Annotated in this window: 6 protein-coding genes and 2 pseudogenes; all 8 read left to right on the plus strand. The window is 51.8% G+C overall.

The features are described from left to right. The first annotated feature begins 376 nt into the window (after nt 1–376). Nucleotides 377–817, plus strand: coding sequence for a hypothetical protein (locus DQ405_RS23120; protein ID WP_168426284.1), 441 nt, complete (start codon nt 377–379; stop codon nt 815–817). Continuing rightward, the gene (locus DQ405_RS23125; RefSeq protein ID WP_168426285.1) at nt 768–2,258 is read left to right on the plus strand and encodes a hypothetical protein; all 1,491 of its coding nucleotides are present in this window, start codon (nt 768–770) and stop codon (nt 2,256–2,258) included. Before DQ405_RS23120 ends, DQ405_RS23125 begins: the two co-directional genes overlap by 50 nt. Then, the gene (locus tag DQ405_RS28725; protein WP_446730910.1) at nt 2,255–2,491 is read left to right on the plus strand and encodes an Eco57I restriction-modification methylase domain-containing protein; all 237 of its coding nucleotides are present in this window, start codon (nt 2,255–2,257) and stop codon (nt 2,489–2,491) included. Before DQ405_RS23125 ends, DQ405_RS28725 begins: the two co-directional genes overlap by 4 nt. 323 nt (nt 2,492–2,814) lie before the next feature. Then, nucleotides 2,815–3,906 carry a type IIL restriction-modification enzyme MmeI gene (locus tag DQ405_RS23130; RefSeq protein WP_168426286.1) on the plus strand — a complete coding sequence of 364 codons (1,092 nt, stop codon included), beginning with the start codon at nt 2,815–2,817 and terminating at the stop codon, nt 3,904–3,906. Nucleotides 3,907–4,111: 205 nt separating this feature from the next. After that, nucleotides 4,112–4,486: pseudogene (locus DQ405_RS28730) on the plus strand (ATP-binding protein); the annotation flags it as partial. A 256-nt stretch (nt 4,487–4,742) separates the two neighbouring features. Beyond that, nucleotides 4,743–5,156 (plus strand): hypothetical protein, encoded by a 414-nt coding sequence (locus tag DQ405_RS27250; RefSeq protein WP_241730141.1) that lies wholly within the window; start codon nt 4,743–4,745, stop codon nt 5,154–5,156. Beyond that, nucleotides 5,143–6,051 (plus strand): hypothetical protein, encoded by a 909-nt coding sequence (locus DQ405_RS27255; protein WP_206678936.1) that lies wholly within the window; start codon nt 5,143–5,145, stop codon nt 6,049–6,051. Before DQ405_RS27250 ends, DQ405_RS27255 begins: the two co-directional genes overlap by 14 nt. Before the next feature lie 3 nt (nt 6,052–6,054). Then, nucleotides 6,055–7,300 (plus strand): annotated as a pseudogene (locus DQ405_RS23140) (DISARM system helicase DrmA); the annotation flags it as partial.

Below are 7,300 nucleotides of genomic sequence, written 5' to 3' on the forward strand. Positions count from 1 at the left end.
GCAGAGCACGTCCCTGCGGAACTACGTGTCACTGTTCCTGAACATGGTGTCACCTTAGCGCCTGACTATGCGCTGGTATCGGGCGGTCAAAGCAAGCTGCTGATCCAAATATATCCAGCAGGTACGGACCTCCAAGCGGCCCTTAAAATCGATGGTTGGATCGCGAGCCCAGCAGAGCGCATGGAACGGCTCTGCCGGACCAGCGGCTGTCGTCTCGGCCTAGTCACTGATGGCGAGCGCTGGATGCTTGTTGATGCTTCTGTTGGAGCTGTATCGACCTTCGCGAGTTGGTATGCACGCCTCTGGGGGCAGGAGCGATTGACGCTCCAAGCCTTCCTTACCTTGCTGGGTATCAGGCGCTTCTTCGGGCCGGACGATGAAAGCTTGCCATCAATGCTGGACGAGTCCAATTCAGCATCAGGAAGAAGTCACCGATGCATTAGGCGAGCAGGTCCGTCGTGCGGTCGAGATGCTGATCCAGGCGCTGGATAAGGAAGACCGCGAGCGCTCTCGGGCACTGCTGAAAGGTATCGAACCTACCGAGCTTTACGAGGCGGGCCTGACCATCATGATGCGTCTGGTGTTCCTGCTCTCAGCCGAGGAGCGTGGTCTCTTGCTGATGGGGGAAGAAGCGTACGAGAGCAATTACGCTATATCCACTTTACGTATGCAACTGCGCCAAGAAACGGAGGAGGTGCTTGAGCGACGTAATGATGCCTGGTCACGATTGCTAGCGACTTTCCGTGCAGTATACGGCGGTATTGAGCATGAAAGCGCTTCGCCTTCCCGCTCTGGGGGGGTCGATATTCGACCCTGATCGGTTTCCTTTCCTCGAAGGGCGTGCCAAAGGTTCCAACTGGAAGGTTGATTCCGCGCGACCGATACCGATCGATAACCGCACTGTGTTGCTCTTGTTGGAAGCCATTCAGCAATATGAAGGTCGTACCCTGTCTTATCGTGCACTAGATGTAGAACAGATCGGCTATGTCTACGAAGGCTTACTAGAGCGCACAGTTGCTCGAACTGAACGAGTTACGGTGGAGCTGACTGGTGGCAAGGGTGCGAAGAAGACCCTCTATGCCCTGGAGGCACTTGAAGTTCTTCATCGACGGGGTGAGGAGGCATTGATCAATGAGCTTTCTGGTGCTGATGCAATCAAGCGTAGCGCAGGGGCTATACGTAAGGATCTTGAACGCACGGTCGATGCAGTCCAGGCCAACCGCTTGCTTACAGCCTGTGCTGGCGATGAGGAACTGCGCGATCGTGCTTTGCCGTTCCTTAGTCTGCTTCGTACTGACTCTTGGGGATATCCGCTCATATATCCCCAGGACGCTTTTATCATCACCACGGGTAGCGATCGTAGGGAGACGGGCACACACTACACGCCCAAGTCTCTCACTGAACAGATTGTTGAAAATACTCTGGAACCGGTCGTCTACGTAGGCCCTTCCGAGGGGCGGGGGCGTGAGCAGTGGCAATTGAAATCACCAGCGGAGCTTCTTGATTTAAAAATCTGCGATCCAGCCATGGGCTCAGGAGCGTTCTTAGTACAGGTCTGTCGCTGGCTCGCAGAGCGGATCGCCGATGCCTGGGCTGCGGAAGAATCAGTTGGTCGGTATATCACCATCGAAGGCGTGGTCGTCGATGATCTCGTTGACCTAGAAGGCTTACCTGCTAATCCCGAAGATAGGCTGATGACAGCTCGTCGCTTGGTCGCCGAACGTTGCCTTTACGGAGTGGACCTGAATCCTTTGGCGGTGGAGCTAGCCAAGCTCTCCATTTGGCTGGTGACCCTTGCCAAGGGCCGTCCATTCGGTTTCCTTGACCATAACCTCAAGTGTGGCGATAGCCTGTTGGGTATTCATCGGCTTGATCAGCTCACTGAGCTCTCTATGATGCCCAGCGGTAAGGGGCAGCAGCGGCTGTTCGGGCGAAATGTTAAGCAGGCGGTACGCGAGGCAATTGAGCTGAGGGTGTGCTTACGGGAAATACCAATACGCGATATTCATGACGTCGAAGCCATGGCGCGGCTTGATGCCGATGCGCGGCAGAAACTCAAGGTACTGGAGCTTATTGCGGATGCATTCATTGGTGAAGCGATTGCGGTGAGGGGCAACGCGACCGCGCTAGAACGTGCAATCGTGCCGCTAACGATGCAAGCGGGGCAGGCTGTCGAAGGTGATCAGGGCGCTATAAACAGCTATTGCTCGTCTCGCTATGAAAAATACAAGCTGCCGGTTTTGCGGAAAGTAAATTGAGTCGACGCCCTTTCCATTGGCCGTTGGAGTTTCCAGAGGTGTTTTCTCGTGGGGCGTACGGGTTCAATGCCATCATTGGAAACCCGCCGTTCTTAGGCGGCCAGAAAATAAGTGGAGTTGCGGGTGATTTGTATCGCGAATATTTAGTCTGCTATTTGGCCGATGGTATACGTGGCTCAGCAGATTTGGTTTCGTATTTCTTCAATAGTAGCTTTTTCACTTCTGGCAGCTAGATCTACAGCAGGATTGATCGCTGTAAAAACGATTGCAGAAGGTGATACTCGGGACGTTGGTTTAAACCAAATATCTTATCTAAGGGCGCTTCTATTTACTCTGCGGTAACTAGTGAAAATTGGCCTGGAAAAGCAAACGTTGTTACGAGTCGAGTGATTTTTTATTCGGGGGAATGGGGCGGGCGCTGTAGTTTGAATGGTGGCTATGCTAAGGAAATATCCTCCTCGCTTAGCGATAGGCAGCACTGGGAGCCAATAAAGCTAGTCAAAAATAAGAGTTTGGCTTTTTCAGGGGTCGGTTGTTCTAGGTATGGGGTTTGTTTTTGGACTCTGCCGAAGCTATTGAAATAATTGTCCGGAATCCGGAATATGTAGATGTTTTATTTCCATATTTGATTGGTCAGGAAGTAAATCAAAGTCCAAGCCATCAGCCAGGGCGCTGGGTTATTCAGTTTTGGGACTGGCCAGAAGATGAAGCAAGAAAGTTTGGTGAGTTATTTGTTCGTGTCGAGAATCTAGTGAAGCCCGAGCGGCAATTGTTGAAAAATAATCCATCTGCTCAAGGATATAAGAAATATTGGTGGCTGCATGGGAAAAATGGGAAGTCCTGGCTGCATAAAGTTGGGCGGGGCGGCCTATTTCATGAGCATCCGGCAGGCTGGACAGGAGCTGAGGCAAAGCTGAACAAAGTTTTAGTTTTTGCCACGGGGGCTACCAAGTATCCATGTTTTACCTTTGTGCCAAATACTAGTGTGTTCGCTAACACAGTAGGAGTTGTTGCGAGTGAGAGCTATGCTCTTTTTTCTTGTTTGTCCTCGGATATACATGCGGTTTGGGCCTGGGAGCGAGGTTCAAAGATGAAGCAAGATCTGCGTTATACCCATGGTGATATATTCGAAACGCTACCATTTCCGGATAGGGTTTTAGAGGACGATCATGAAGCTCTGTCAGCTATCGGGAGGCGGTATTTCGAGAAGCGAGAAATGTGTTTGCTTGACAGCGGAAAGGGGCTGACAAAATTTTATAATGATATTCACGATCAGAAAGTTGAGTCCGATGGCGTTGTAGCGATGAGGGCGCTACAGATGGAGTTGAATGAGACTGTACTATCCGCATATGGCTTCGATGATCTTGATCTAAAGCACGGTTTTCATAAGGTTGGTTATCTGCCAGAGGGCAAGAATGTACGCTTTACCATAAGCGAGTCTGCTCGAGTTGAGATTATTTATCGGCTCTCGGAGCTTAATCGAAAGCGCTCTGAAGAGGGCGTTGCCAAAGATGGGGCTAGCGAGAAACCCTCTCGCTCGAGGTTACTGATGTCGAAGTGTGAGGTGCCTGATTTTTTCGAGCAGTCAGGGTTTGATTTTGACGATGCCACTGTAGTGCATTCCGGAACTTCTAAAGTGAGTGATTGACTATTGGTGCTTGGTTATTTGGGATCAGTTTATAGTTGGAATACTAAGAGTGAAATTGTTTTTCGCAATAATAGATGATCCAGAAAAAAGTGGAATGCTGCTATTGATGATTTAGTCAGTCGTGGATGGTAGAGCGGCAGGGCGAGTGTTGAGATGTACGATATTGGGCTGTTCAAGGAGTTGAAGAATGAGCGATACATACAAAATGACGGTAGACCTGAACGTACTTGATCATCTCGGGATCAACCTCTACAGCAATATCGCCGCCGTTCTGACCGAGGCCGTAGCTAACGCTTGGGATGCCGATGCTGAAAAAGTTGAAATTCGTATCGACCCTGAAGGGCAGTGGATTGACATAGCGGACGATGGTATTGGTCTGTCGATTGAGGATATGAACGCTAAGTATTTGCGAGTTGGTTACAGGCGGCGTGATGAAGATCTTGAACATGGCCGGATCACTGCGAAAGGGCGGCCAGTCATGGGGCGGAAAGGCTTGGGAAAGCTTTCATTATTCTCAGTCGCACGGGGCATTGAGGTACAGTCGGCGAAGGGCGGGATGGTTCATGGACTGCGAATGTCAGTGGACGGTATCGCGGCTTCGGTGAAGCGAAAGGAGCCACATTACAGTCCCGAGCCGCTGGCTGAAGAATTTTTAACTGTAACTAAAGGTACTCGAATCGTTCTTCGTGACATCAACCGCCAGCGCCTGGGGAAAAGCGTTACAGCTCTTCGAAAGCGATTGGCTCGCCGCTTTTCTGTCATTGGAGAGGCTCACGACTTCAAGATAAATCATCGACGGGCAACCTATCTCGACATCCGAGCGAGGAGACTTGCCTGTGGTGCAGTTCCTCTGGCGTCTGGACGGCTCCGATATCGAGCTGGATTCTGCGAAGGGTCTGCTAGAGCAGGAAGTACTGCCCAACCGGTTAGATGCTTGGAATTCGGACTGGCGAGTGACCGGCTGGATTGGAACAGCTGGCCTGCCCAAACAGTTGGACAGTGAAGATGCCGGCAACCTCAATGGTATTGTCGTGTTCGCTAGAGGTCGTCTGTTCCACGAGAACATTTTGGACAAGTTGAACGATGGTCGCTTGTATACGAAGTACCTCACGGGGCAGATTGAAGCAGACTTTCTCGATGCCGATGACCAGCCGGATATCGCGACAAGTGATCGTCAGCGTGTCCAGGAGGATGATCCTCGCTATATCCAGCTCATCGTATTTTTGAGGTCGCTGGTTGGTGCAGGTTGAAAGGCGCTGGAGCGAATGGCGACGCAAGCACGAGGTCGAGAAAGCTAAAGAGAACTCTCCCAAGCTCGCTGTGTGGCTTAATGGCTTGCAGCCAGGATTCAGGAAGAGCGCGGAAACCCTCATATCTAAGCTCAGCGCACTTCCTGTCGATGATGAAGAGGACAGAAAGGTTCTGTACCGGCACGGCATTTTGGCTTTCGAACGGATGCAGTTGCGTGGTTCATCGGATGAACTGGCTCTTCATGTCGACAATGTCGAAAAGCTTCTAACGCTTCTCGCCGATCGTGATGCATTGGAAGCTTCACTCTACCGTGACATCGTCAAGTCAAGGCTCGAGGCGATAAAGGAGTTCCAGAGCCTGGTCGACGAAGATGCCAAGGAGAGGGCGCTCCAAAAGTATCTTTTTGATCATCTTTGGCTTCTTGATCCGGCTTGGGACAGAGCGACTGGCAGTCCCATCATGGAGTCACGCCTCATCGCTGAAGGCATCCTTACCGATGACATGACCAAGAAGGAAGAGCTCGGGCGGGTCGATATTGCGTATCGCACGAACGCCGGTAGGCACATCATCGTCGAGCTTAAGAAAGTCGGCAGGAAGATGAGGCTTCTTGAGTTACAGGATCAAGGGCAGACCTACGTCGATAAACTACGCAAGATCTTGGTCCAGATGGGCGAAAATGATCCAGACATAGAAGTCGTGTTTGTCTTGGGCAAAACCGTGGATGAAGAGTCCTCGAACCCCGAACGCCTTAAGTCTTCCATGGCCGCAATCTCTCCCGGTAGTCGCATAAAGCACTATGACGCGTTGATACTCGGGGCTCAGGTGGCTTACTCGTCTTATATCGAGAAAACCAAGGCGCTCGATAAGCTAGAAGACATTGTGAACGGAATTTGAGAGATGAGCATGGAAGATCGAAAGCAGGACAGTAGCCCTGAGGCTTGGATCGTGGTTGATCGTGGGTTGGTGGATGATCCTCGTCTGGCTGACAAAGGCGTTTATCTGAAGGGGCGCCATCCCAAGTTGCGTGAGGACGCTTGGGTACTGGTTCTGAACCCTGCAGGCGTTATCGTACGCATCGGTCGTGTACTACGCATCCGAGTTGATGGCGAAGGCACTTCGTTATACTTCGATAGGGCCAAGGTGCTTGAGCCTACTGTGGGGGTCGGTAGCACCAACTTGCTACCTCCGGCCACTGGAAGTGTCGTACGTGCGCCCTGGACCGACTTTGCTGAAGCTATTCCGCGTGCTCTCGGCATCACCCTTGCCGAGATACCTCTGATCGAGGACGAGGCTTACGTTCGTGAATTACTGCAGTGCGCCATCATGGACGATCTTTTGGGGCCGGCCGGAGGGCCGGAAGAAATCATCGTCGATATGAGTGTCCGCGATCGTTATCTTGTCGGCAAGCTAGCGCCGATGGAAAACGCTGAGCGTGGTGAGGACGTAGCTCCTGCTGAGACGAATGAGGAGGACGAGCCTACTGATTTGGAGCCGAAGGCGCAGTCGAACAAAGTCGATTCTCCACCCAAATCCGGTGGTGGTGATTCCGAAGCCAACGAAGAGGTCGATACCGCTTCGAACCAATCGCTAGCACCTTCGAGTTTAGGGTTCACCTTCTGCGTCGATAGTAATGCAGAAAGTCTCGAGGTCGTAGTGAGCTGGGGCCGCTATGAGCGCTTTAATTCTGATGATCCCGCGCATACAAAAGTAGTCAAGAAGGCTATCCGTGATGCCGAAGGTCGGGTTGTCAAGACCATTGAGCAAGTTCTCAAAGCCAAAGTTTGGCGGAGAAAATCTTCTGGTGGGGTCTTCCTGCTGGCGCTGAGCGACGGTGTGATTTCCCCTGTTGTTCCGGACGCCGCATGTCCGAAAGTACGTATACAGGGCACTGTGCGATCACCAAACGAGAAGGGAGAGCGTTTGGTTACGCTGTTTTTGGTCAATGGCCAGGAGGAGCCTCCGGAAAATCGTGACACTGCCTGGGTGTTCCAGCCGGAAATTCTAGTGCGGGCCAGTGAAGTAGGTTCGGTGAAAGATATATTTCGTCGTCGTCCTGCCCTTGAGGCGAATGTTGGTGCTGCGGACGATGAAGACTTGCGTGAACGCCTGGCGCTGGAAATGATCTATCGCGACCGGGTCGAGT

This window comes from Pseudomonas sp. SST3, from assembly GCF_003325755.1.